Origin of the sequence: Enterococcus sp. AZ079 (assembly GCF_050547255.1) — a bacterium.
GTDB lineage: Bacteria > Bacillota > Bacilli > Lactobacillales > Enterococcaceae > Enterococcus_D > Enterococcus_D casseliflavus.
Window position 1 is genome coordinate 3137709 of sequence record NZ_CP172955.1, and the last position, 23551, is coordinate 3161259.

Genomic DNA, 23551 nt, shown 5'->3' on the forward strand with positions numbered 1-23551 from the left:
TCGTTTGTTCCAACAAATATTTTATAGCATTATATTTGAACTTAAAGGTCCCATCGGAGCAGTGATTTTTTCTACTGCAAAATAACAATCTTTCGGTAGCTTAAAAGAAAGTAACTGCACAAAATTTTTTATAGTATTGAGATTCGATTCTTTCTTCAATACTACTGTCCAATGTTCTCCTTTCTTTACGGTCCACGTTCCTATTGAAAGTAGGTCAGGGTAATCTCGAACATCACGAACTTGATCAAACCTTACTGTATAACCTTCATAGTAAGCGGTATCATAAATGCTATTAAAAATACTTTTGCATTTCATTTGCTATTTCATGCAATACTTTTGATAGATTGTGCAGGCATTACCACCTGGATCAGAAGTACCTAACCCGCCTAAAGCGGCATCATGTAAACAAGAGGCCCAAGTAATAGCACACTGTGCTTTTGATAACCCAGCTCTGTTTAAATCTTTTACTGAATCTAGCGTGACTTTCTTTAACTCAATTTTTGACATGATTTATCCTCCTTTTTATTGCTACCTTAATATAATGATATCATTCATATTCCTCATGTCAATTAATAAAAGTGAAATTATATCGATATTACCAATAAAGTAATTATCGAATCAAAAAAATCCGATGTAAAATCATTCATTTAAAAATTTTTTCATATATGATCACTCAGCTTTCGTTAGCCACATTAATATTCATCCTGGTTGAACTATTAGATTTTTCCGTTCTACTTGAATCGCATCCAACACTTAGGAGGTTAAAAAAACGGACGTGCAAAGTACGTCTGTAGAAGAGCAAGTGGACATATCCATCAAGTTAAGGAAATGTATAAGGATATCTCATATTAACAAATGTCAAAAATTATTAAGTTTCTGCCCCCTTTATTATTCCCTGAATAGTTTACAAAGTATTAAAAACTCAGCTATTCTTGTTTACGGTATTTTTCCTTTCAATTATAAAGTTGGAATAAAGAGTCCCTATAAATTGAAGTGAGAAAGCCTACTTTCCAGCGTTTCTTAGCATGTAGAACGGATTAAAAACACTAAAAAACAAACCCTGCCAAGAAATTTCTTAGCAGGGTTTGTTTTTTTAATATTTATGATATTGAAAAATCTCGTCCAGAAATTTTATTCCAAATAATCTGATAGCAACTCTTTATCTTTTTGCTTTTTAAGTGAGTCTATACATGTAGTGATAATTAATGAATGGGAAATAAATTTTATTCCTTCGAAAATATCAAGTAACTTATTTAAAAAACTAATTTCTTTATCTAAAAGAGGTACTAAACTTCCAGACCATCTATTAGTGCGCATAGTTAGATATAGCTTTTCAAAAAAATTTGTAGTAATTTCTTTATCTTTGAGTAATTCGAAGATATGTAGCAATATATCATCATCGAATATTTCAAGAGACAAGTTGTATAAATTAACTAACCTATCCTCGTCCTCAGTATTTATTACTTCTGCTTTTATAAATTCAATAGAACGCTCAATGTTGGCTTTGAAAATTTTTTCCAAAAATGGGTCTACTCCTACATAAATCACACGATTCTCTTGAATTAAAAAATTTAGATATTTTCTAATCCCTTCCTCTGCGAATGCTGATTTCCATATACATTTTAGTTGAACATCATATTCACTATAATTAAAATTTAATCTTTGAGTGTTTAGCTTAACAAGGAATAAGTATATAAAATTGATATCATTTTCTTTTAATAGACACTTAAAAATTTCTCCTGATCCATCAACATCTCTGCTACCAAGAAGACTTAAATAGATTTCTTTTAATTCTTTATATCCAATTATATTTAAAATTTTTTCAGCACCATCCTCTGGCACATAGTTTGGTACAAAAAAACTACTTAATACCTTATTTTCTGAATACATATTTTTTAAGATACCTAAAATATTTCCGTCATACTTGATATATTTTTCGAATGACAAGACATTAAAATAATTCATCACTTCAAAGTTTTTAAGATTCTCTAAAAAGGATATAAGTCCTTCTGTCTCGCTATCACGAATGTTTCTACATATCAAAAAGTTTGAAAGATACCATCCTTCATCTATTTCCTTTTCAACTGAGTTTAGAATATTTTTGCCTTCTTCAAAAGACAACTTGTCTATATAATTTACAAAATTATTAGGAGAAACAACAAAATTACTTTTTAGCAATGCTGGTAAAAACTTTATTTGATCCTCTAAATCTAGGTCAGAATACAATAGAAGTAAAGAATCTTCTATTTCATACTTATTTAACAATACATCTGATTGAAATATTCCGAGGATATTGAACAGCCAAACTAAGTCATTAGAATGCTTCTCAAAAATCTCACGAAGACTTACCTTTCTTAACTTTTGAATCTTTTCATAATCAAATTTTCCCATGTGATAAGCCCATATACTAGTTGAAAAATCTTTATAAATTTTTTGACTGCTTGACGGTTCATATTCAAAAAAAGGCTGTGATTTTATTTTTTAGCTTTTTTGATTTTGAAAACAATTCAAATACTATAGCTTCTTGTCTAAAATTTAAACTATCTAAATCTTTAAAAAAGATTTTCTATACAAGTTAAATCTGAACTAACAGTTTCTAAGAATCCATTTTCAACTTCATAGACTGGATAATTGATTAATAGTTTATCTATATAATTATTCACTTCTACGTTACCATAACTATAGACTTTAGAGAGTATATCAAAAATTTTTTTATGGAGATTAATTAGATAGTCTCCATCAACTAGTGTATAACGATTAATAACCCCATTCTTGCCGTTAAAAGTATATTTTTCTCCTGAAAACTTTAAAAACTCATCAGCAATATTGGCAATAAGCAGAGCTGTTGTTTCATTAATATTTTCTTGAACTGAAAAAGTTTCAATAATACTGAATCTTTTTTCTAAATAAAGATTCCATCTAGCTTCAATATCAAAATTATTTTTAATTGCAGAGAAAATTTCAAAGATTTTATCCTGCCTTTTTCTGAAATAATACATAAGAAGTATACCTGCATCCTTAAATCTTTCACTATTTGATAATGAACAAAGAATACTTATAATCGGATCATTAACTCCTTGATTTCTCTTTTTTTCTTCAAATTCTTTTTGAGATGTTTGAAATTCAGTGTTATCAGCATCTTGTACCTTCTCATGAACATACGCAAGAGATTCGACGGGAATTATTACCCCGTATTGTGTTAAAAAAGTTCTTTATCAATATCTGCAATAATATTATTGTAAACAAACTTTATTTCATTGGTTAGATACTCTATCCAGTCCTTGGAAGAATTAAAATTATTAACAAGTACAAACATTTCAACAATCTCTTTTTCATGAATAGGATAAAGATTAACAAAAAAATCTTTTATCTTGAAAATTTTCTTATTTGCAACAAAATCTACTATTACAAAATCTGATAAACTTTGATCTCTGACTTTAACAGCTTCATCCTGAAATATATCACAAAGTTCTTTATCATGTAATTCATTTAATGCAGATAAAAAGCTATCAGAATCAATTTTAAAATATTTTAAGATGTCCTCTAATGATTCTTTATTTGATAAATTCAGCTTGTGTTTGAAGCTTAAAATGAACATACTAATTTTTTCATTTGAAGAGGGAATTCTCTTCAATGATTTGACTATAATAACTATCCAATATCTCCTTTCCATTTTCAATAAAATCAAAGTTTTTCTCTTTAACCATAATTGCTGCAATTACAGCTATTCTCGGATTATTATGAGATAATTTCATAATCTTCCTAAGATAAAAAGGAGAAATATCTTCTATACTGTTAATCAGCGTTTCAATCTGATCATCGCTCATTAAAGAGAGTTTTTGCACTTTGACTTTAAACGGTGTTATTTGATTAATGACTCCTGAAAGTGCATAGTCTCGAACAGTCATAATAATTTTCAGTTTTTGTTCAAAGTCCTCTAAACTCAGGAGGCTGACAACTGCATCAAAATTTGTGACCGTATTAGCATCATCTAAAAACAAATAATTTATTCTTCTTATATCTAATGCATCTTTAATATCTTGATAAACAGGCATGCTATTGCTCTTAACACAAATTATGTTGCTATCCATAGGTAATTTCTTACATATCTCGATGGCTAACCTAGTTTTTCCAGTTCCAGGTACTCCAGATAGCAGAATAATCTGATGACTATTTACTTCATCCTTCATCCTATCAACTATATGTTTTTCATCTATATATTTTGTATCCAAGGGCGCATTGGTTCTACTTTTATCATGTATAGATATAAATTTCTCTAAACTCCAAACCTGTTCAGTTGATTCTAATATACCTAAAAAGTCTTTTACAATATCTTGATACTCAAACTTAAGGAGGTCATTAGATAATGTATCTATTCCTATGAGAGTCAGCTTTATTGAGCCTGATAAACTTCTTAGTTCCTTATCTTTCTCAACAGTTAAATTTGAAGAAGTGTGACAGCAGATTATTTCTTCAATATCTTTTTTATCAACTTTGGATTTCTCGATAGCTTCTCGAACATCTGTCTCTAATTTTGCAGTTGCATCCTTTCTAGTACCATACATAACCAAAATGTATGTATTAGAATGGTTATCAAAATAATAAGTGTCAGGTATTCCTTTAGTAGTCTTATCTGTTCCATCCATAGAACCGAGAGATACAATATTCTCCCAATTTCTTTTACGATAAAGGTAAACATCACATAAATTTTGGAAGCGTCCTCCTTCTAATTGTTTGATTTCATTTTGAATCCTATTTAACTTAGACATAATATGTTTTCCCTCCTTTGCCGTCTAAAAAAACTTCAAAGTATCTTTAGTAACTTGTCTTTATTTCTCAAACCAATCATACAGCTCATCTCTGCTCTTTTCCGAATACAACTTCATCAAAGCCGGACGCATTGCCTGAAAAATCTCAATCAACTCTTTTCCACCAAAAAGCGGTGAAAAAGCTTTTCCTGTCAGATTCAATGATAAAGTCGAAATGATTTTTGCTGTCTCGACATCATCATCAAGAATATTCACTAACCTTCCTACCAAATATTCTTCTGAGAATTCTATTTTTCCTCTTTTCACCAGATTACTGATCGAATCTTCGACTAATCCGATAACCTTCTCCTCTTCACCGTACTTAACCTCACCACTCATTTCAACAAAGTCCATCACTTCATGATAGACAAATGCCAGTGCTTCACCCTTTTCCTTATCTGAAAAGTTTTTCAATTTCTCCGATTTATCGATCTGCTGCGTAACGATTTTGCCAATATACCTATCTAAAATACTTGGAGAAAAATCCGCGAAACAATCATCGATGAATTCTTCCATTGGATAACCGACTTCATTTTCCCAACTAGGATTTTTAAAATCACCACTAAAGAATTCTTCTTTGATCTGCTTTACCACGTTCGGATATTCCTTAACTAACTCGCCTTGTCCCGTGAGAGTTAGATAATCCGCGATATATTCCTCTATCTCCCCAAAGTAAAACCAACCAACAGACCTTCCGCTGATCTTAGCCACTTTTTCAATCACATCAATCGGTGCCAAGTTATATCCTTGAACATACGAACTTATCGTCGGCTTCTTTAATCCAAGGCGGCTACCAAACTCTGTAAAAGAGATATTCATTTCGTCTTTGATTTGTTTTAATCTTCTTCCAACTTTTTCTTTATTCGGTTGCAATAATCCAAACATTTGTGATCCCTCCTATATGATTTCATATACAGCATACCACACGTATATTATTCCGTATATACATTTTACAAAAACTATTGACAACGTATTTAAAATCGTATATGATAAAAATGTAGAGGTACCTTACATTTTTATACCAAACGTATATCAAAACGTATATCAGAAAAGGAGAGAACATTATGCCAATCAAAATCAGTGATTTAACTTTACCAAAAGAAAAACTAGAAAAGGAATACCAAGTCGTTAATGTCTCACGGTGGCAAAAGGATGGAGAAATTTTAGGATGGAGCTACGAGTGCGTCTTACCCAAACTTCGCTTTGAAAAGATGAGCGTAAAAATTGGAAGCGCTGAACCAGTTGTAACAGAGGATGAACTTGATAAAAACGGGATCGCGACAGTTACTTTTAATAATCTTGTGATCAAACCTTGGGGACGTGCAAATGGTCAGTTTGTCAGCTATGGGTTATCCGCAACTGCAGACTCAGCAGTTTTACTGACAAAGCAATAAACAGATACTCTTAGCAATCATTCAAAAGATTCACGAAACTAATATTCCTGCTTATTTGTTGGGTGGTTTCGTTGAGGCCGGATGGGCATCAAGCCCAAAGCCGACCGCAACGAAAAAACCGCACAATAAATAAGCAGGCTAGCAGAGCTGCGTAGCAGTTCTGCTCCTTTACTTGATTTATAGAACAACATCAGGAGAAAATGACTGGTTCTTTGACAATTGAATACGTACCAAGGAGTGGGGATTATTGAAAGCATATAATCAGAAGATCATTGAAACTCCCACGTACCTTGAAATTTATGATTATGAAACCATCATTACTCCTAAAAAAAGAAATGAAGAAACAGAACCAAATCCAAACCGAAAAAAAGAATTAGCTTGGCTTTATACAGAGGATATTCCCACGGAAACAAGAAGAACTTATGACGAACTCTCTGCTCAAGAACAATACGATAGCTTAAAACGAAAACAAAAATACTACAAAAATATGCGTTTTGAAATCGCCCGACTCGTGGATATGAACTTTGATGATCAGACAAAATTTTTAACCCTCACTTTTAGAGAAAACATACAAAACATTGCCTATGCAAATAATGAATTCAAAAAATTTATCAAGCGACTAAACTACGAACTCTATCATACAAAAAAAGCAAACCTAAAATATCTCGCCACGTGGGAAAAACAAAAACGAGGTGCGATCCATTATCACATCATCTTATTTGACTTCCCTTTTCTTTCTGTCGATCGTCTTACCACGATCTGGGGACATGGATTTGTCAAAATAAATAGGATCGATGTGGATCGTATCGAAAATCGCGGACGCTATATCAGCAAATATTTCGATAAGGACTTGAATATGAAAGAACATAAGAAAAAAGCGTTCTTCAGATCGCGCAATCTCAAAGTACCTACTGTTACAAAAAAACTCGTGGATCAACCCTATGATCCCACCAATCAAGATGTGCTTTATACCCATGAGTATCTCGTAAGACGCCCGATATTTTACAGGGATATAAATGAAGGTGGAAATCCTGAACAAATGATGGATTTTCAAGAAAGCATTGTTCACTATACCAAAATAAAGAAATAACACTGCAATCAATTGTGTGTTTTCTATGAAAGTGAGTTGAAAAAAATGAAAAATATGATTTGTCGAAAAGATTTAGAACAACTTGGATTTAAAACACATCAAGCAGCTACCATAATTCGTCAGGCAAAAATAAGAATGGTAAACCAGGGATACCCATATTATAATAATAAAAGAGTCGGGGTTGTACCCCGACAAGTAATTGAAGAAATTATAGGCATTCCTCTTGTGCAGGAGGAATAGTTATGAAAACAAAATATCCATGTGTCTACCAAGACAAAAACGGTCGTATATATTATCTTGTAGAATTAGGTACAGACCAAATAACTGGAAAAAGAATCCAAAAAAAAGGAACAAAAGATTCTTTAGGAAAACGATTTTCATCTGTTCGTGAAGCCCATAAAGAAGTTATGCGCATTAAAAATGAGTATATGATAGCAAATGGATTTGCAAATTATGATTTAACCTACAAAGAATTTATGGAGCAGTCTTATGTCCCTCACTACAGAGCTTGTGTTCAAAAAAGCACTTGGAGTTCTCGTGAATGTGGACTCACTCAAATTATTAAATACTTTGGTGATAAAAAACTACGCGATATCAGGGTACTCGATTGTGAGAATTATCGAATCTGGCTGTTAAACGAAAGTGGGTATTCCCAAGCATACAGTTCCCTTTTATACGGTATGTTTCGCAAATCACTTGATTATGCTGTTACCCTTCAATTCCTTAATGAAAACATCTCCAAGCGGACAAAAGCAATTCCCAAAGGAAAAGCAATTGTTCCATACTGGACGAAAGAAGATTTTGAAAGGGTCTTATCAAAAATCTATAAAAAAGATTTCTATGAACATATGTGTTTTGTTCTAATTTGGTTGTACTATATGACTGGAATTCGAGTAAGTGAAGGACTGGCATTAAATTGGAATGATATAGACTTCAAGAGAAAAAAACTCAAGGTTCATCATACCTTAGAAATGATCAATCAAAAGGATTTTATTAGAAAACCCTATACAAAAACCGAAAGTGGTCTAAGAATCATTTCTTTGGATGATGATACAATTCAAGTTCTTCAAGAGTGGGAAAAAGTTCAAAAAAATCATGGAGTAAAACAATTTATTCTTAGTTACACTGATCTTCCCCTCTATCGTTCAACTGTTCAAAGAATTATACAGCGATATGCCAAGTTAGCGAATGTGCCATTGATTCAAGGAAAGGGTTTGCGCCATTCTCATGTTAGTTACTTAATCAATGAGTTTAATGCTGATATTCTTGTTGTATCACAACGATTAGGACACTCTAGCCCTGAAATTACATTGAGACACTACGCTCATCTTTGGAGTCGTAATGATGAAAATATTGCTAAACAGATGACTGGTAATATTAATTTCACCTACGCCACAGAATCAAGTGTTGCAAACTTTAATGGAAATCAAGCAGTAAAGATCTAACCCTACCATTTTCCTACTCAAATGTAGATTACAATAAAAGAATGTTGCTATATAAACATTTCTATGAAGCTACACATATTGAGTGGGAATAATCTTCAAAAAGACAGAAACCCTCTGTATCAAGGGTTTCTGTCTTTTTTTATTTTGATTCTTTCCAACAGATATTCAATACACATCAAAATATTAGTAGACGAGCAAAAAGGGAATGACCAATTTTATTTTTTTCTATGTTTCCAATTGAACTAAATTCTTTACGAGTAAAAACGGGCAAATTATTTTATAAAAAAGAGTGCGGAAAAATATTCCACACTCTTTTTCTATTTACATATTCTTATCTATCAGTTGTTACTGATAATCTTAACCCAAAATACCAAACGCACTCAAAACGATCGACAAGATCAAGATGATCCAAATTACTCGAGTGGAATTTAGTTTCTTTTGGCCTAGCATCCAGTAGGTCAGCAAGACGAGCAAGATAGGTACAAGGGATGGCAAGATGGCATCCAACGTGTCTTGGATCACTAATTCGACGCCGTCTTTTTTATAGACAAAAGGAACAGTTGCTTTGACCACAGAGGGAATCAAGGCACCAATCACTGTGACCCCTAAAACGGTTGCGGCATTGGTGAAGGCAGATAATTTGTCTTTCAAGGTCGTCACTAATTTGACCCCTTGTTTGTAACCTAGAGGTAGCAACGCTGCCCGACCGAAAAGTAACGCGATGTTGGCGATGATCCAGATGACACAGCCAACGACGGAACCATTTTGCGCCAATGTGCCAGCAACAGAGCCAAAGATCGTTCCCCAAATCACGTGGAACAAGGAGTCACCGACACCGGCCAAGGAACCCATCAAGGCCGTTTTCAAGGCGATGATCGTTTCTTTGGCTTTGTGTCCATCTTGTTCTTCAATCGCGACATCAATCCCCATGATCAAGTTCCCAAAGATCGCATTGGTATTGAAAAATTGATTGTGGGTCCGCAGCATATCTTGCAGCTGAGCTTCATCGTGGCCATAGAATTTTTTCAAGACGGGCAGGATGCCGTAAAGGTAGCCTGAACTCATCATTCGCTCATAGTTCCAGTTTAATTGGCTTGCCAAAATATAGCGCCAGCTAATGGTATTCAACTCTTTTTTTGTCAGTTTTTGATCACTCATCGCCATCATATCCTCCTTCAAAATCTCCAGCAGCTGCCGTTGCAACGGTGCCTTTTTCGCTATCTCGTTTAAAGACTAACATTGCTGCTACGAGCCCAATGATGGAAACGCCGAGCATTGGGACTTGCAGATACGCAGCTAAAAAGAAGCCTAATAACAAATAAGGAATATAGTGCTTTGTTGGCAAGTAGCGCAATAAGATCGCTACCCCGACGACTGGCAAGACGCCACCAGCGGTTTTTAGTCCAGTCATCAGCCATTCTGGCGTGTTATCAGTAATCGTCGTAACGACTGCATCTCCAGCTAAAAGCATCAATAAAATCGGAATCGCCCGTGACAATCCCCATAAGAAAGAACCCGATAAAACTAACCGTGGGATTCGTTTGACTTGCATGTTGTCGATGGCTCTATCGATTCGGTGTAGTAGAAATACGTTACAAAAACGAGCCACGACGTCCAGTTGCAGCATCAGTAAGGACACTGGAACTGCTAAGCCGATGCCGTATTCCGCGCCGTTTCCTGAGATCACGGCAAACGCCGTTCCCAGTACTGCGCCGGTAAAATAATCTGGGACGGATGCACCACCAAATGCGGCGATCCCTAAACGCATCAACTGCAAGGTACCGCCGACCATCAAACCGGTCTTCAAGTCCCCCATGATCATTCCAGAAATCATTCCGGCGATCGCTGGTTGGGTCAACGTATTGGAAATAAGTGAATCATTAATAGCAATAAAAGCATAAACAGTAATAAGAATGATTTGATACGCTGCTAAATGCATGAATTTTCCTCCTAATTGTATGAACGAGTCTTAACTGACTGGTTATCGATCGTTGTGTCGCCTCAGATAAATCGTGAAAAACACTCGTTTTTTGACAAATCTTCCGCTACATATTCTCCTCGATCGAAGCGCTGCCTGATTTATCCTCGTAATTTCTTCATAAAGTCGATCGATGGTTCATTGGGTACAAGCTGTGCCGTGACGGTGATTCCTTTTGCGGCGATCGCTTCAAAGATCGGCTCTTCTTCTGGCAGCACTTGAATGCTTTTGGTCACTTCCCGTGCGCCTTCTTTGTAGCTCATGTTGCCGACGTTGATCGCTTTGATCGGTCCATCTGCTTCAATATAACGCAAAACATCTTGGGGATTTTTGAAAAGTAAAAACAACCGTTGCTTGCCGTAACGACCAGCGCGAATATTCTTGGCTGCAGTTGCCACTGGAAGGACGGAAAGTCGCATCGAAGTTGGCGCTGCCATTCGTAAAGAAGATTTTTGTAATGGGTCTGCGGCGGCTTCATCATTGGCCACGATGATCCGTTGCGTGTTTAAACTGGTGGACCAGATACCGGCGACTTGTCCGTGGATCAAGCGCTCATCGATCCGACTATTGACGATATTTTCTTGCCCAGCATACGCACTGTAATCCCCTAATTCCTCTTGCTTTTCTTCTAAAATTTCTTGTTCTGCCTGGTTCATCCCTGCTTTGACATCAACGATGTTTTCTTTGGCTAAGCAAAGCAGCTCGTTGATCGTCGCTCGTTGATTGACGACTGCCTCGATCACTACGGACAATGTCATTCCAGCGAAAATCGCCACTTCGTCATCCTCTAAATAATTCTTGACTGCAACGTTGCACGGGGTCCCTCCTAATAGATCCGCAATAATCAATGTTGAACCGTTAAGGGCTTTCATTTTCTCGTTCAATTCTTTTTCAAACTGCAGATTGTCACTATCTGGTCGTAATGAAACGGTGTGAACGTTTGCTTGCTGGCCTACGATCATCTCCAGACTGCTTTTGACCCCTTCTGCCATGCCTCCATGACTGATCAATACAATGTTTTCCACTAATTTCCCTCCTACTCCGTAGGTCGCCCTACTTAACATGTTATGTTCCTTGTAAGCATACTATACCACATGGCAAGCCATCCGTAAACCTAATATCTTAACATATTGAATTTTATTTTTTAGGCCTGTACAGACTGGAAAACAACATATTTTCTACAATAATTAAGTGGCAGGAAAGGATTTAACATGTTATGCTTGATGTATTCATATGGAATGGAGGGAAACCACTGTGTTGCCAAAGTATGAGCAGATCAAGCAAGATCTTTTACAAGAAATCAAAGACCATAAATTCATTCCCGGCGATAAGTTTTATTCAGAGGCGGATATCAAGCGAAGGTATTCTGTTAGTTCGATCACGGCAGTCAAAGCATTGAATGAATTGACGAGTGCTGGCTATCTGTATCGCATCCAAGGCAAAGGGACCTTTGTTTCAAAAGCAAAAGTATCTCAAAGTGTGAAGTTTTCCGACATCGAGCTGCATTCACTGGACCAAGAAAAGGTCAAGGTCCTTGCGGTGGAAGAAGGAAATGACCCCGAGATTTTGAAAGAATTAGGGTTGGCTGCCAGTGCTTCCTACTACCGAATCAAACGAGTCCGCTATTTTGGCGATGTTCCTTTCTTGGTTCACATCACTCATCTGCCGAAGAAACTGATGAAAGAACCGATCGCCAAAAACCTCAACCGGTATGCCAGTGTTTATGAGCGGGTCCGGAAAGACTTTGCGATCGACCTTTTCTCATTGGCTTCTGTTGAAACCAATGAAATCGTCTTTCCTGATGATGCTGAATTGTTGAACTTATTGCAACTGAGCTTCCGAGAGCCTGCGGTTAAACAAGTCAAGCACTCCTATTTAGCAGATGGAAGTGTCGCTGAATACATCGTCAGCTACAAGCATTGGAAATATTTCAAAACAAAAATAGAAGTAGAGCCCGCGTAAATTTGGGTCTCTACTTCTATTTTTTTATTCCACGACAGGTTGATCACAGAAAACGAGTTCCTTGATCTCCACGCCATCGGTTTCAAATACCACGACTTCGTTGCTGCCTTTTTTCAAAAATTCTTTCGGACAGTATAAGGAATGCACGGGGCCACGTTGCCAATAGCGACCAAGATTGATGCCGTTGACGATAACGACGCCTTTGCCATACCCACGGCAATCGATGAACGTATCTCCTACCTCTATCAGCGTGAAGGTCGTTTGATAAAAGGAGGGGTGTGTCGGATTTTTTCCTGCTTGATAATCGATGGCTTGTAGCTGCTCTGCGGAAAGCGTCAATGGGTAATGACGATAGCCTTGGTGGAAATGAATATCTTGCATGATGCCCCCACGGATGCCTTTGGCTTGCGTAGGCCCATTCAATTTAAACCCGTAATTCACGCGCCCTAAGTTTTCCACTAAGACATCTAGCTCAATGGTTTCTTTATCTGGTGCCCCTTGGATCAACAGCTCCTCGCCTAGCGTCTCTTGGTATTGGATCGCCTGTAATTGGCCGTCGGTAAAAATATGCAACCGATCGCTAGCTTCTACCACTTTTAGTTTGTTTTCTCGATGATAGTTTTTTAACTGAACCGAATAGAGCAAATAGCCGTAGCCTGTGCTGGCAGCTTCCATTGTTAGTGGATACATGTTTTCTTGCGGTGCCATCAGCTGATCTTTGATGGCCAGTAACGAGACACTGTTTTCGATGGGAAAGGTTCCTAATGCCGCTAATTGCTTGGTCCGTGGTTTGGCTTGCCACACTTCGGGACAGGCTTCTTTTATGGCTTTTTGTACCTGATAGTATTTGTCGGTAGGTTCTCCTGCTTCTGTCAGTAAAGCATCGTAATCATAGCTGGACACTTGTGGTAGATCCAGCGCCCCCCGAGCGGAACAGCCATTGGAAAAGCCAAAGTTCGTGCCTCCATGGAACATGTAAAGATTCAAGGAACCGACTGCTAACATCTCTTTGACTTCATTGGCTAAGTCTTGACCGTCTCGCTTGATGATCGGCTCGCCCCAGCGGTTGAACCAGCCATCCCAATATTCCATGCACATGATGGGCCAATTTTTGCCATGTTTTGCCATAAACTCTTTCATCACAGCCGCATTTTCTTTGGAACGACTGCCGAAATTGCCTGTGACAAAGACGTCGTCTTCAATCAATGTCCCAGCGTCCAAGACTTCTTCCCATGCCCCATCTGAAGTAAACAAGGGTACATCGATGCCGCATTCTTCCATCAACTCCTTGGTCTGACGCAAATACGCTTTTTCCATTCCATAAGAGCCGTACTCATTTTCCACCTGCATCATGATCACTGGTCCCCCATGGGTGATCTGCAACGGCACAAGCTTTGGCAGCAAGACCTGGAAATAGTTACGTACCTTTGCCATGAAGCGTGGGTCGGTTGAGCGCAACCGCATCGGTTCGTTTAACAGCCAAGCTGGCAGCCCGCCAAATTCCCATTCAGCACAAATGTAGACGGAAGGCCGCAAAATGACCATCAAGCCTAGCGCTTGGGCTTGCTTTACAAAAGCACAGATGTCTTTCATTCCTTCAAAGTCGTAGACTCCTTCACGAGGTTCGTGGAGATTCCAAGGAATGTAGGTCTCAACTGTGTTGGCTCCCAGTGCTTTTAGATTGTAGAGGCTATCTGTCCATTGCGCCGGTGTCATGCGGAAATAATGGATCGCTCCGCTGATCAATTTGATTGGTTTTCCATCTAACAAAAAATCTTCTTTTATCTCAAACGTTCGCATGTCGTCTTCCCCTTTACCAGTATCTTCGCCAATTAGGCAATGCCAATCGGATCAATGCTTCTAAATAGAAATAATCACCCCAAAGATTGGGTTCATCGATGCCTTTGCCTTCCGCATGAGCATACACACCATGCAGCAATAAGCCCTCATTTTCTGGCACTTGGCTCGCTGCATACTGCTCGCCTAATTGGTAAAGCATCCCTTTAGCGATTTTTTGGGCATCAGGATATGCCTCCATTTTCTCTGCTTCCAACAAGCCACAAGCCGCGATCGCTAAAGCTGAGCTGTCTTTTTCAGCAGGATGTTGGTCGTTAAAATCAAAGTCCCAATACGGCACGAGATCTGCGGGGAAATGAGCCAAAAACACCTCCACGATCTGCGGATAATTTTCTGGAAAAGGCTGGCTATGCAAGTAGCTTTCATTCAAAGGAAGCCCTAAAATCGCCCAGCTTTGCCCTCGTGCCCAAATCGATTGGTCGCTGTTTCCTTGATGCGTCGCACCGTGACTTGGCTGCCCCGTTTCAGGATCGAAATAATACGTATGAAAGGTGGTGGCGTCATTTTTGATGACAGTCTTTCGCACTGTCTGATAATGCTTACTCGCGGCCTCTGCGTAACGAGTCTCTCCCGATAATTGGGTTGCTGCAAATAAAAGCGGCAAGTTCAGTAGCGAATCAATAATCAAGCGGTATTCTTGTGGGTCGCCATAAGTGCCCCAAGCTTGAATAAATTCCCCCTTTTCTTGAAAACGTGCCAACAAAACATCTGCTGCTTGAATGACTTCTTGCTTGCAGTGTTCATCGCCAGTGATCTTGTAGCCCGCACCGGCAGATAAGCTATATAAAAATCCAATATCATGATGATCTAATACAAAATGGTCGTCTAAGCGCGTTTGAAAACTGTCGATATTCTCCATTGCTCGAGTCAAAAAGTTCTTCTCTTTGGTCCACTCATAGGCGAGCCACAACATCCCCGTCCAAAAGCCATTGGTCCAATCATCGTTGCCTTTCAGCCGATATTTGCCATTGGTGGCACAGGCTGAAGGAAACTGTGTGCCAAAGCGCTGACTATTTTTTTCGATCTGTTGGACGCACGCGGTGATTTTATCCGCTAACCACACATCGGTCACTTTTTCTCCTAACAGGATCAAGCGTTGTTTGTTCTCTTGCAGACGCATGTTTACCCTCCTCTTAACTTGTTAACATATTAACTGAAATCATTATAACGTAAACGAACAAAAAAAGCGACCTTCCTTCATTGATTCCTAAAAAAAGAGCATGACAACTGCCCACAAATGCAGACCTGTCATGCTCTTGTCCTCTTTTTTTTAACAGTTCCAACCAAATACTTCGATTTGTGTAAGAGCTGGAAATGGGGAATCATCCTCTGCTTTTTGCAGCTCTTTATAGGTTAGCTTAGTCGTTTCTTTTTTCGGAAAACGAACTTCTTGAAATGACGCCGTATTTGTAGTTTCCACCACCAGCTCTTCTCCATCAGCAAAGACCAAGGTCCCTTTGGTCCAATAGCTATCATGAGGATAATCTGCCCGTAATAGGAAGCGAACCCGATCGATCAAGACAGGACGACCAAAATCAATGGTCAATGCAGCATCGGCTTGCTGATTGATGCCCCAAGAAGCAAACGGATACGAACCGTGGGATCGGTTGCCATATTTTCCATCGATCGCATTCTTGGCAAAAAAGACGGAATCATCTCGCGTCTCCACATTCGCTGAAGCATGAGGATACGCCCCTGTCGCTGACTTTTGATCATGGGCATTGAAAGATAAATTTTGATAATTCGTGATCTCAAACGCCTGGGCTTTGCGCACCATCAGGTGATGGCGCTGCGAGGCAAAGGCCGTTTCCACCGAGGACTTTCGATGAGATTCCGTCCAAGGGATCTGATATTCCCAAGTGGATTGGGAAAGATAGATCAGTGATGGTGCTAAGGTTTCATCAAGCTGAAGGACATAATACGGATTTTCCCCCGTCACCTCAACGACGATCTTATCCCCTTCCTCATAGGGATAGTTTTTAATGGCTAATACGGCCAAATCATCACCAGAAACTTGAAACGGCGCGGGTTCTTTTTCATGGTCGATGCGACCGACGATCACCTGATCCTGCTTATTTTTTATTGCTAGCGTAATCATTTGGATCGCTCCTTTCTTTTTCTACGATACCACCGACTAAACAAATCAAACGGTGCTTCCCTGGTGGAATATGTTGTGCTAAGTATGGAAAACTAGTTCTTGGAAAAAAGACGGAGGTATTGGCTTCTGGCTGAACAATACTGGCTTGTTGATAGCCTTCGATGTTGATGATTTGAGAACAAAAGCCTCCTTCACTGACTCGACTCCAGGTCGGTCCTATTTGGGCCTGAGGCAACCGTCCAGTCAGCGGTACACTAAACCCGCCCTCACGAAGGTCCAACGAAATCGTCGTCGTCAACTCGTGCACGCGCACATGCCACTGACCAAATGGATAAATCTCAGTTTCAATCACTACCTCCTCAAAGAGCGCCCATTGGTAAAAGACGCCTTTTTCCGTCACTCGATAATCCCTGACTGCGCCCTTCGTGCGAAAATAGCTGCCATCTCGAGCAATAGCTAATGTGCTATCGAAGGCGCCTTCGGCATACGTGACGCCGGCTTTCGGCACACTGAAACCAAGTTTGCTCGAATAGACAAATTTGCTGTATTTTGCTTGAGCATGGGCTTGCTGTTCAAGCATCAAGCCTGCAGGATACCCCAACAGATGATGGCTTTTTTCATTGTGCACCAGCAACATATTGCCTTTTTCAATCCGTTTTTGCGGCTCTCTTTTGATTGGCTCAGGTTCAGCCCGCCAAAAAGGATGCGTTTCTGCGACCGCTAAAAGCAAAAAGGTCTTCAGCCCCCAATAAGGCGAGCCTGGTGCATTATACCCTTCTGCCATCACATGATTTTCATAGTGGTACCCGATGGACAAGCGACCATCGAAAGTGAAAATCTCCTGTGCCATCCAATTGCGCAAGTGCTTCGCTAGTAGTCCTCGCACCTGTCCCCATGGGATCGCTTCGACATCTGCAAAAACCAGTGCCGAGAAAAACGCCCCTTGTGCAAACCGATAAGTCAAGCTGCGGCCATAGGGCAAGGCTTCGCCGTCTTCATCAAAATAATAGACGAAGTCTTGCGCAAATAGCGTGGCTCGCTCTTTAAAACGCTGCGCCCATTCTGGATCTTCGTCTTGCATAAATGTAGCGTAAATCAAGCCGTAATAATGAAACGCAAAAGGAATGTAGTAATCTCGCTGCGTCGTTTTCCCGTCTACGTACCAACCATCGCCAACGTACATGGAATCGATCAATGCCAACTCTTGGGACAATTCTTCTTTTGCCAACGGTTCCCCACAGTGAAACAAGGCAACGCGTATCAACACTTTGAAGAATGTCCAGTTGTTCTTAGGAATCTTGCACTCAAGTGCTTGGGAAAGCCAAGCCACTAGCTTTCGCTGGTTCTTCTGCGGCAACGCTGTCCAAAAAGCGTCCTTTTGCAACAATAGGGTCAATGACAATGCGGCTGTTTCCACGATGTATTGATCATAATCCGTGATCCTTCCCCAGTAAAATGCGTGTTCAGGATCTGTCCCCGCTATCACTTTTTCCACATAAGCTGCTCGTAACGGATCATCTGGGCAACCCCCCCAATAAGGCGCCAGCCCCCACAAAGGACGCACAAGCGCTTCCATCTCAGCCCGTGTTCGGTCATACACGGCCCCACTGCTACCTAGATTCAATCCTGAATAGTCATCTGCCAAGATCGCTGCTTGCAAAGGAGCGATCATGTCTTCCAATGCCCGCTGATAATCCAGACGCGTCAAAAACGGATTCTCTTTGATTGCCATTTGCTTCATACGCCATCTCCTTCTGTCAATTTACAGAACAGAATAGCAAGCCACGGCTTTTTTATCAAGCGATCTTCTACTGGCAATACTGCTGAAAAATGAGAAAAGATTTCGAGGGATTTTTGACTTAACCTGTTAACAAATCTTTTAGGATTGATTTTCTTCCCTTCTTTTTCTTTTAACTAGCAAAGTTAACTTAGTCTATATGAAAAAATTATGATAAATCATCCATAGTGCTCTGACTTTTTTTCATAATTTTTTGCTAACCCTTTTTTGTCTAGATGAGGGCAGCGTCCGTTATACTATCAACCTTTTTTCACTAGAAAAAGACACCCTAAAGCCTTAAGTCAGAAGCCTACCACTTCTTCTCAAAAGCCCTTAAGATGTCTGATTACTGGCCATTTCTCTTGTCAAACAGCGAAAAAACTATTCTTCGACCGTGACTTTGTCCCACCAAGAAGTGGCGGTCTTTTGGATCACTTCATTCAAGTCTTCGATGTGCTGTTTTCCAGTACTTGCTAGCCATTCTTTGGCTGCTTCTGTTCCTTGTTTTACAAAGGGTTCAACACCATCTTTCCACGTTGCCCGGCCGCACAAGACGCCATTGAAGGTGGAGCCAGCTTCTTTGGCAAAAACCCTCTGGATCAGTTGCCGTATATCTAGTCAACGAACCTTCCACTAGCATCAGTAGATTGCTGCCGCCGATGACCTCGACTTGCGGGTCCTCATTGGCAGCGGTCATCGCAACATTAAAAGGGGTTCCGCCCACAAGGTCTGCACAAATCACGACCCCATCACAGGTTTCCTTTAATTGATCGATAGCTCCTTGCAACTCTTTTTCAAAGCCAACTAACGGATTTTCCTCTAAAAACGGCACTGCTAGAAACTGTTCTTGCGGCCCTGCAATCATCGCAAGCGCATTTTCCATCCCTTGCGCAAATCCTCCATGACCTGTTAAAACCAAACCAAGCATCTTATGTCCTCCCTTTACTCTCAACTGGTAGTAACCACATATCCAATATAAACGCTTTCATTTTGTCTGTCAACAAAATTTTTGTTTTTATATAAAAATGTCTTTGTTATCTTTAAATACGCAAAATGGCGCCAAAACACTGATTATCAAACAAAAAACTAACTGAAAAAAGTATTGAAATCCATCAACAGAATGTTCATAACGTTATTTTAAACAAATAAACAAATTCGTTTTCGATTTCTGGTATCTAAAGAACCACAAGTCACTCACCATTCATCGATACAACAATCAACGTTGTTAAATAAAGGAACTATCAGAAAATTTTCTGTCTTAATAAAAAAACCAGTTAGGTATAATCCCTAACTGGTTTTGATCATCGCCAAACTCATTTTCCATTATGCGTTTTATTAAATTTTATTGCCATTTTTTTTAAGAATAATTCATGTTATTAACTTAAACAGGTTAGAGATAACATGCTGCCTTATAATCCTGAAACTTTAAGAATATAAAAACCACCCATACTAACAGATCTCATGTAAAGCGTATCTTGGTGGAGCCGATTTACTCTAGATACACTGTTTTCACGTGAAACAAAAAAACCTAACCAACCAGCAGGATCGCTGTTTGATTAGGAAAGAGGCACTGCTTTATTGTTCGGTCAACCACGTGCGCGAGTGTTCGACTTCTTCATACGTTAACTGATGACTTGGGGTCCAAACGGTTGAAAGGGCTGCGCCCCGGGAGGTGAAGATCTCTTGGACGTAAGCACTGTCAGCTAGGGAAACGATCGGGTCGTTTCTGCCAAAACTCAGAAACACATGAGTGTCAGGCAAGGAATTCGTTGGTAAATTCTCGACTGGATACATGGCGTGGTAGAGGATCGCTTTTTTGAAGTGGTCACTATCATTTAGTAATAAGCGAATGGCAATGTTGGCGCCATTGGAATAACCCACCAGTACCACTTGGGCTAATGAAAAGTTGTATTCTTTGGCGGCTTGCCGAATGAAATCGGCTAATTCGTCGCCGCGAAGTGCTAAGTCGGTTTCATCATACACCCCTTCAGCTAGACGTTTGAAGTAACGAGGCATGCCGTTTTCTAAAACGTTCCCGCGAATACCTAATAGTGATGCTTGGGGATCAAGGGCTTTGCCTACTTCCAGCAACGACTGTTCGTCGCCACCGGTGCCGTGGAGCAGCACCAAAACTGGTGCGTCAGCTGCTCCTTGTTGATAGATTGCTTTCATCGAAGTTCCTCCTTTAACTTGGTCGTTTGATATCGAAAATCTCCCCAATCGTTGCGTAAGAATTTCCCGCTAGCCGGCTGACTGCTTGTAAGGCACGGGGATCGATCTTGCCATCTTGATAGACATCCTCTGCAATCTGGTAGCCGACGACTTCCAACAATAAGAGATCGGCAGTGGTCTGCTGGTCTTTTTTGATGGGTACGTGCTGATGCAGAATCGTTTCTAGGCGTACACTGGCTTCGTTCAAGCCAGGAACGGCAATCGTTTTCGATGTCGTTGTGGTAAACCCAGAAACCGTCAACTCGCTTTGGTCTGCGGGCAATAATGCCGCGGTTTTATTGGCCTCTTGGACATTTGTTTGATCCAAAATATGCACGACGGCTTCTTTCGTCGCCAACAGATTGCGGGCGGTGTCTTTCAGTTCCCCCTCTTTGCGCTGGATAGCCAACGAGAGGATCACGGGTTCTGAGCTGACGATGTTAAAAAAACTGAATGGGGCGATGTTGACGATACCATCGGCTGATTGCGTACTGACCACTGCCACTGGCCGTGGAATGATGGAGCCAATCAGTAGCTTATAATTTTCTCGTTGGGTCAAATCCTTGGGATCTAAATAGTGCATACAGCGTCTCCTTTTTTCTAAACCGATAAGTCTGGCAAGCGATCCTCGATCTCTACACAGCGGCTTTCAAATTGGGCTGGCAGCATCAACTGCTGTCCTAACGTTTCTAATGGTTCATCAACTAAAAAGCCTGGGGTTTCTGTTGCGATCTCAAAGACGATGTTGCCCCGCTCTTGGAAATAGACGGCTTTGAAATAATTGCGGTCTTTGATTTCAGTGACTCCGTATCTTTGATCGTACAAGTACTCTTGCCACTCTTTTTGCACTGCTTCCGTTGGCACAGACCACGCGATGTGATGGACGGTGCCGACACCCCAGCGCCCTGCTGGCAGTGCTTCATGGGGCACGACGATCTCATGAGCGAGGGTGCCTGCGGTATGAAGATGGGTGCTTTTCTCTGTTTTGTTAAAAATGTTCAGTCCTAGATCATCTGCCAGCGTTTGAATGGTCGCTTCTGGTTGTGCCGAAAGCAAGACGGCCCCATGAAAGCCTACAATCGCTGGTGTTTCCGCCGATTCTTCGGCTTCGACTAGCGCCAAAGACAGGTCATGCTGATCATGAAGTTCTAAAGTTGGTCGATCAAACAATGTACTTTCTTGAACAGTTACTTGATGTTTCGCCAAATGTTCTTGCCAATAGGCACTGCTGCCTTTAGGAATACTAAAGGCGATCGTGCCGACTTGTCCGCTTCCTACTCGTCCAGGATGGGCATTTGCCCAAGGGAAGAAAGTGATGATGGTCCCATTTTCTAACGCTTGATTGCTGTAATAAAGATGATACGTGTAGGGATCATCAAAATTGACGGTTTGTTTGACGAGGCGCAACCCCAACACGTCACGGTAAAAGGCAACGTTCGTTTGAGGATCGCCTACGATGGCTGAAATATGGTGGATCTGTTGAATGGGTTGCATACTATGTGCCTCCTTAGGCGCGTTTTGTATTGAAGGGTTTGATGACTCCTTCGATGTATTCACGGCGATTTTCTAAAAATGGTGCCAATGATAAGGATTCACCCAATGTTTCATATGGCTCATCCCCCATAAACCCTGGTTCATCTGTCGCTAGTTCAAAAAGAATATGGCCGATGCGCACATACAACGATTCAAAATAGTAACGATCGACATAGCCAGAGTTGGCCAATCCCAAGTTATCAAAGACTTCTTGCCAGACTGCTAACGAATCGTGATGGGCTAAGCGAAAAGCCACATGATGCACTTCGCCGTCCCCTTGTTGTGCTTGTGGGCTCGTGGTGTCTTCCACTAAAACGATTTGGGCGCCATTGCCGCCTTCACCGACTTCTAGCAAATAGCGATTGTCTACTTGATCAATGGTTTTGAAATCAAAAACGGATTCCAGCAGCCCTTTGAAATCTGCCAAGTAAGATACAGACATTTCGACAGGACCTAAGCCATAAATCGCAAACTCAGTAGGAACGGGTCCTTTTTTCCAAGGGATACCAGCTTTCACGCCAGTATTGTGTTCATCAGAGATCAGTTGATAGGCTTGCGTATCAAAATCCCAAAAGTGCAACACTTTTTTCCCAAATTCGGTGGTGATTGCCTCGTGTTTTACCTCAAATTCATCAAAGCGTGCGGCATAATAATCAAGGGCTGCATCACTGGGTACTCGAAAACTGGTGCGGGTGATCGAATTGGTTCCTTTGCTACCACGAGCGGTATTGGGAAAATCAAAGAACGTCATGGTTGTTCCCGGTGTCCCTAAATCATCCGCAAAGTAAGTATGGTACGTATAGATGTCATCTTGATTGACTGTTTTTTTCACTAAACGCATCCCTAACACATCTGTAAAGAAATGGTAATTCCGTTCCACATCACTTGTCATAGCCGTCACATGGTGTACCCCTAATAATTGGTCTTGTTTTCTCATTTTCTTTTCCTCATTTCTGATCGTAAGTTATTTTTCGTAAAATTGTTTTTAATTGTTGCAATTCTTCACTGCTAAGTTCGGAAAAACTCGCCGCAATCTTTTGTGCATGACTGGGAAAAATTTTCTCCATCAACGCCCTGCCTGCTTCCGTAATACTGACGTATGTTACCCGTTGATCTTCTTGGCTAGGTTCCCGTTGCACGCAGCCTTTTTTGACTAATTGATCGACCACGTAGGTTGTGGAGCTGCTGGCGATCAAGATTTTTTCCTTGATGGCTTGCGTCGTATGGGTGCCTTTATGGTAAAGCAATTCCAGTACGGAAAACTCTGTAATATTTAAGCCATAACAACGAACATCTTTTTTTGCCACTTGTTCCAAACGACTCGCCGTACGCAGCAAACCGATGTACGCTTTGAGCGCTTCTTCTTGATGCGCCATTTTCCTCACCTCTTTATTTCGA

General features: G+C 40.2%; 24 protein-coding genes and 1 pseudogene. 5 read left to right on the forward strand and 20 right to left on the reverse strand.

Features of this window, described 5'->3' with window-relative positions:
• Positions 1-318: 318 nt before the first annotated feature.
• The 6 genes from IGJ15_RS14930 to IGJ15_RS14955 form a co-directional block, all read right to left on the reverse strand.
• On the reverse strand, positions 319-507 hold the full coding sequence (locus IGJ15_RS14930) for a sublancin family glycopeptide (protein WP_194193859.1): 189 nt from the start codon (positions 505-507) through the stop codon (positions 319-321).
• Positions 508-1131: 624 nt separating this feature from the next.
• A complete protein-coding gene (locus IGJ15_RS14935) occupies positions 1132-2391 on the reverse strand; it encodes a hypothetical protein (protein WP_430599191.1) in 1260 nt (419 codons plus the stop codon).
• A gap of 161 nt (positions 2392-2552) precedes the next feature.
• Complete coding sequence (locus IGJ15_RS14940; protein WP_430599192.1) at positions 2553-2999, reverse strand: hypothetical protein; 447 nt, start codon at positions 2997-2999, stop codon at positions 2553-2555.
• A 200-nt stretch (positions 3000-3199) separates the two neighbouring features.
• Complete coding sequence (locus tag IGJ15_RS14945; RefSeq protein WP_430599194.1) at positions 3200-3598, reverse strand: hypothetical protein; 399 nt, start codon at positions 3596-3598, stop codon at positions 3200-3202.
• A 10-nt stretch (positions 3599-3608) separates the two neighbouring features.
• Entirely contained in the window at positions 3609-4769 is a 1161-nt protein-coding gene (locus IGJ15_RS14950; protein WP_430599195.1) for a hypothetical protein, read from the reverse strand.
• 60 nt (positions 4770-4829) lie between these two features.
• Positions 4830-5693, reverse strand: a complete 864-nt coding sequence (locus IGJ15_RS14955) for a helix-turn-helix domain-containing protein (RefSeq protein WP_429946954.1) — start codon at positions 5691-5693, stop codon at positions 4830-4832.
• 179 nt (positions 5694-5872) lie between these two features.
• Between IGJ15_RS14955 and IGJ15_RS14960 the strand changes: the two genes are divergently transcribed.
• From IGJ15_RS14960 to IGJ15_RS14975, 4 genes are all read left to right on the forward strand, one after another.
• A complete protein-coding gene (locus IGJ15_RS14960; RefSeq protein ID WP_252704854.1) occupies positions 5873-6202 on the forward strand; it encodes a hypothetical protein in 330 nt (109 codons plus the stop codon).
• Between the two features lie 247 nt (positions 6203-6449).
• The gene (locus IGJ15_RS14965; RefSeq protein ID WP_252704853.1) at positions 6450-7292 is read left to right on the forward strand and encodes a rolling circle replication-associated protein; all 843 of its coding nucleotides are present in this window, start codon (positions 6450-6452) and stop codon (positions 7290-7292) included.
• Between the two features lie 45 nt (positions 7293-7337).
• Positions 7338-7532, forward strand: a complete 195-nt coding sequence (locus IGJ15_RS14970; RefSeq protein WP_252704852.1) for a DUF3173 domain-containing protein — start codon at positions 7338-7340, stop codon at positions 7530-7532.
• A gap of 2 nt (positions 7533-7534) precedes the next feature.
• Entirely contained in the window at positions 7535-8737 is a 1203-nt protein-coding gene (locus tag IGJ15_RS14975; RefSeq protein WP_252704851.1) for a tyrosine-type recombinase/integrase, read from the forward strand.
• Between the two features lie 357 nt (positions 8738-9094).
• Here IGJ15_RS14975 and IGJ15_RS14980 read toward each other — a convergent pair whose 3' ends face one another.
• The 3 genes from IGJ15_RS14980 to IGJ15_RS14990 all read right to left on the reverse strand — a co-directional run bounded on the left by IGJ15_RS14980 (position 9095) and on the right by IGJ15_RS14990 (position 11779).
• Entirely contained in the window at positions 9095-9904 is an 810-nt protein-coding gene (locus IGJ15_RS14980) for a PTS system mannose/fructose/sorbose family transporter subunit IID (protein ID WP_034695281.1), read from the reverse strand.
• Entirely contained in the window at positions 9888-10676 is a 789-nt protein-coding gene (locus tag IGJ15_RS14985) for a PTS mannose/fructose/sorbose/N-acetylgalactosamine transporter subunit IIC (protein WP_005226797.1), read from the reverse strand. The genes IGJ15_RS14980 and IGJ15_RS14985 overlap by 17 nt, the downstream gene beginning before the upstream one ends.
• Before the next feature lie 140 nt (positions 10677-10816).
• Positions 10817-11779, reverse strand: coding sequence for a PTS mannose/fructose/sorbose transporter subunit IIAB (locus IGJ15_RS14990; RefSeq protein ID WP_010748603.1), 963 nt, complete (start codon positions 11777-11779; stop codon positions 10817-10819).
• Between the two features lie 190 nt (positions 11780-11969).
• On the opposite strand from IGJ15_RS14990, the gene IGJ15_RS14995 reads away from it, so the two are divergent.
• On the forward strand, positions 11970-12677 hold the full coding sequence (locus IGJ15_RS14995) for a GntR family transcriptional regulator (RefSeq protein WP_010748602.1): 708 nt from the start codon (positions 11970-11972) through the stop codon (positions 12675-12677).
• A 24-nt stretch (positions 12678-12701) separates the two neighbouring features.
• Here IGJ15_RS14995 and IGJ15_RS15000 read toward each other — a convergent pair whose 3' ends face one another.
• The 11 genes and pseudogenes from IGJ15_RS15000 to IGJ15_RS15050 all read right to left on the reverse strand — a co-directional run bounded on the left by IGJ15_RS15000 (position 12702) and on the right by IGJ15_RS15050 (position 23529).
• Positions 12702-14477 (reverse strand): glycoside hydrolase family 35 protein, encoded by a 1776-nt coding sequence (locus IGJ15_RS15000; protein WP_010748601.1) that lies wholly within the window; start codon positions 14475-14477, stop codon positions 12702-12704.
• A 13-nt stretch (positions 14478-14490) separates the two neighbouring features.
• Positions 14491-15654 (reverse strand): glycoside hydrolase family 88 protein, encoded by a 1164-nt coding sequence (locus tag IGJ15_RS15005; protein WP_231434720.1) that lies wholly within the window; start codon positions 15652-15654, stop codon positions 14491-14493.
• Positions 15655-15804: 150 nt separating this feature from the next.
• Complete coding sequence (locus IGJ15_RS15010; protein ID WP_010748599.1) at positions 15805-16632, reverse strand: DUF7402 domain-containing protein; 828 nt, start codon at positions 16630-16632, stop codon at positions 15805-15807.
• Positions 16607-18373 (reverse strand): DUF2264 domain-containing protein, encoded by a 1767-nt coding sequence (locus IGJ15_RS15015; RefSeq protein ID WP_010748598.1) that lies wholly within the window; start codon positions 18371-18373, stop codon positions 16607-16609. Before IGJ15_RS15015 ends, IGJ15_RS15010 begins: the two co-directional genes overlap by 26 nt.
• 417 nt (positions 18374-18790) lie before the next feature.
• Positions 18791-19000, reverse strand: a pseudogene (locus tag IGJ15_RS15020) (tagatose-bisphosphate aldolase); the annotation flags it as partial.
• Positions 18927-19337: a PTS sugar transporter subunit IIA gene (locus tag IGJ15_RS15025; RefSeq protein WP_010748597.1), complete on the reverse strand. Its 411-nt coding sequence runs from the start codon at positions 19335-19337 to the stop codon at positions 18927-18929. The gene IGJ15_RS15025 and the pseudogene IGJ15_RS15020, both read right to left, overlap by 74 nt.
• A 647-nt stretch (positions 19338-19984) precedes the next feature.
• On the reverse strand, positions 19985-20581 hold the full coding sequence (locus IGJ15_RS15030; protein ID WP_010748596.1) for an alpha/beta hydrolase: 597 nt from the start codon (positions 20579-20581) through the stop codon (positions 19985-19987).
• A 13-nt stretch (positions 20582-20594) separates the two neighbouring features.
• On the reverse strand, positions 20595-21203 hold the full coding sequence (locus IGJ15_RS15035) for a flavin reductase family protein (RefSeq protein WP_008376465.1): 609 nt from the start codon (positions 21201-21203) through the stop codon (positions 20595-20597).
• A 17-nt stretch (positions 21204-21220) separates the two neighbouring features.
• Positions 21221-22114, reverse strand: coding sequence for a VOC family protein (locus tag IGJ15_RS15040; RefSeq protein WP_231434719.1), 894 nt, complete (start codon positions 22112-22114; stop codon positions 21221-21223).
• 13 nt (positions 22115-22127) lie between these two features.
• Positions 22128-23090 carry a ring-cleaving dioxygenase gene (locus IGJ15_RS15045; protein ID WP_010748594.1) on the reverse strand — a complete coding sequence of 321 codons (963 nt, stop codon included), beginning with the start codon at positions 23088-23090 and terminating at the stop codon, positions 22128-22130.
• A gap of 10 nt (positions 23091-23100) precedes the next feature.
• A complete protein-coding gene (locus IGJ15_RS15050) occupies positions 23101-23529 on the reverse strand; it encodes a MarR family winged helix-turn-helix transcriptional regulator (protein ID WP_010748593.1) in 429 nt (142 codons plus the stop codon).
• Positions 23530-23551: the final 22 nt, after the last annotated feature.

What these genes read in the sequence shown, in the direction of transcription:
- IGJ15_RS15050 (WP_010748593.1), bottom strand. Translation starts at nt 23,529, where the DNA reads ATGGCGCATCAAGAAGAAGCGCTCAAAGCGTACATCGGTTTGCTGCGT.
- IGJ15_RS15010 (WP_010748599.1), bottom strand. Translation starts at nt 16,632, where the DNA reads ATGATTACGCTAGCAATAAAAAATAAGCAGGATCAGGTGATCGTCGGT.
- IGJ15_RS14940 (WP_430599192.1), bottom strand. Translation starts at nt 2,999, where the DNA reads ATGTATTATTTCAGAAAAAGGCAGGATAAAATCTTTGAAATTTTCTCT.
- IGJ15_RS14970 (WP_252704852.1), top strand. Translation starts at nt 7,338, where the DNA reads ATGAAAAATATGATTTGTCGAAAAGATTTAGAACAACTTGGATTTAAA.
- IGJ15_RS15015 (WP_010748598.1), bottom strand. Translation starts at nt 18,373, where the DNA reads ATGAAGCAAATGGCAATCAAAGAGAATCCGTTTTTGACGCGTCTGGAT.
- IGJ15_RS14980 (WP_034695281.1), bottom strand. Translation starts at nt 9,904, where the DNA reads ATGATGGCGATGAGTGATCAAAAACTGACAAAAAAAGAGTTGAATACC.
- IGJ15_RS15040 (WP_231434719.1), bottom strand. Translation starts at nt 22,114, where the DNA reads ATGCAACCCATTCAACAGATCCACCATATTTCAGCCATCGTAGGCGAT.
- IGJ15_RS14935 (WP_430599191.1), bottom strand. Translation starts at nt 2,391, where the DNA reads ATGGGAAAATTTGATTATGAAAAGATTCAAAAGTTAAGAAAGGTAAGT.
- IGJ15_RS15000 (WP_010748601.1), bottom strand. Translation starts at nt 14,477, where the DNA reads ATGCGAACGTTTGAGATAAAAGAAGATTTTTTGTTAGATGGAAAACCA.
- IGJ15_RS14945 (WP_430599194.1), bottom strand. Translation starts at nt 3,598, where the DNA reads ATGTTCATTTTAAGCTTCAAACACAAGCTGAATTTATCAAATAAAGAA.
- IGJ15_RS15035 (WP_008376465.1), bottom strand. Translation starts at nt 21,203, where the DNA reads ATGCACTATTTAGATCCCAAGGATTTGACCCAACGAGAAAATTATAAG.
- IGJ15_RS14975 (WP_252704851.1), top strand. Translation starts at nt 7,535, where the DNA reads ATGAAAACAAAATATCCATGTGTCTACCAAGACAAAAACGGTCGTATA.
- IGJ15_RS14960 (WP_252704854.1), top strand. Translation starts at nt 5,873, where the DNA reads ATGCCAATCAAAATCAGTGATTTAACTTTACCAAAAGAAAAACTAGAA.
- IGJ15_RS14990 (WP_010748603.1), bottom strand. Translation starts at nt 11,779, where the DNA reads ATGTTAAGTAGGGCGACCTACGGAGTAGGAGGGAAATTAGTGGAAAAC.
- IGJ15_RS15030 (WP_010748596.1), bottom strand. Translation starts at nt 20,581, where the DNA reads ATGAAAGCAATCTATCAACAAGGAGCAGCTGACGCACCAGTTTTGGTG.
- IGJ15_RS15045 (WP_010748594.1), bottom strand. Translation starts at nt 23,090, where the DNA reads ATGAGAAAACAAGACCAATTATTAGGGGTACACCATGTGACGGCTATG.
- IGJ15_RS15025 (WP_010748597.1), bottom strand. Translation starts at nt 19,337, where the DNA reads ATGCTTGGTTTGGTTTTAACAGGTCATGGAGGATTTGCGCAAGGGATG.
- IGJ15_RS15005 (WP_231434720.1), bottom strand. Translation starts at nt 15,654, where the DNA reads ATGCGTCTGCAAGAGAACAAACAACGCTTGATCCTGTTAGGAGAAAAA.
- IGJ15_RS14955 (WP_429946954.1), bottom strand. Translation starts at nt 5,693, where the DNA reads ATGTTTGGATTATTGCAACCGAATAAAGAAAAAGTTGGAAGAAGATTA.
- IGJ15_RS14985 (WP_005226797.1), bottom strand. Translation starts at nt 10,676, where the DNA reads ATGCATTTAGCAGCGTATCAAATCATTCTTATTACTGTTTATGCTTTT.
- IGJ15_RS14950 (WP_430599195.1), bottom strand. Translation starts at nt 4,769, where the DNA reads ATGTCTAAGTTAAATAGGATTCAAAATGAAATCAAACAATTAGAAGGA.
- IGJ15_RS14930 (WP_194193859.1), bottom strand. Translation starts at nt 507, where the DNA reads ATGTCAAAAATTGAGTTAAAGAAAGTCACGCTAGATTCAGTAAAAGAT.